At 69.9% G+C, this 415-nt stretch carries 1 protein-coding gene; it reads left to right on the top strand.

Going from position 1 to position 415, the window contains the following annotated elements; genetic code table 11:
* On the top strand, positions 1–353 hold a 353-nt coding region (locus TSO352_RS06685), incomplete at its 5' end, for an iron-containing alcohol dehydrogenase (protein ID WP_146210726.1).
* Between the last annotated feature and the right edge of the window lie 62 nt (positions 354–415).

The raw sequence follows: 415 nt of genomic DNA, 5'->3' as shown, positions 1-415 counted from the left end.
GCTACGCCGAGGTGGCGCGTCACCTGGAGCTGGGCGGCAGCCGCGACCATGAGCGGGTGGAGAAGCTGATCGCCTGGGTGGAGGAGCTGAAGCGGACGCTGGACATCCCGTCCTCGATCCAGGCCGCGGGCGTGCCGGAGGCGGCGTTCCTGGCCAAGCTGGATGAGCTGGCCGAGGCCGCCTTCGACGACCAGTGCACCGGCGCCAACCCCCGCTTCCCCCTCGTCGCCGAGATCAAGCAGCTCCTCCTCGACAGCTATTACGGCCGCGCTTATGTCGAACGGACCGAGGCGGATGGCGCAGCCCCGGCGAAGCCGAGCGTCGTGAGCAAGAAGCTGGTGACGGCGAAGTAAGGCCCGGTTCTCTGGACGCCCCGGGGTGGAGTGCGCCGCGCAGCACCACCTCGGGGCTTCCT

Origin of the sequence: Azospirillum sp. TSO35-2 (genome assembly GCF_003116095.1) — a bacterium.
Lineage (GTDB): Bacteria > Pseudomonadota > Alphaproteobacteria > Azospirillales > Azospirillaceae > Azospirillum.
This window is presented reverse-complemented; position numbering and strand designations above follow the sequence as displayed.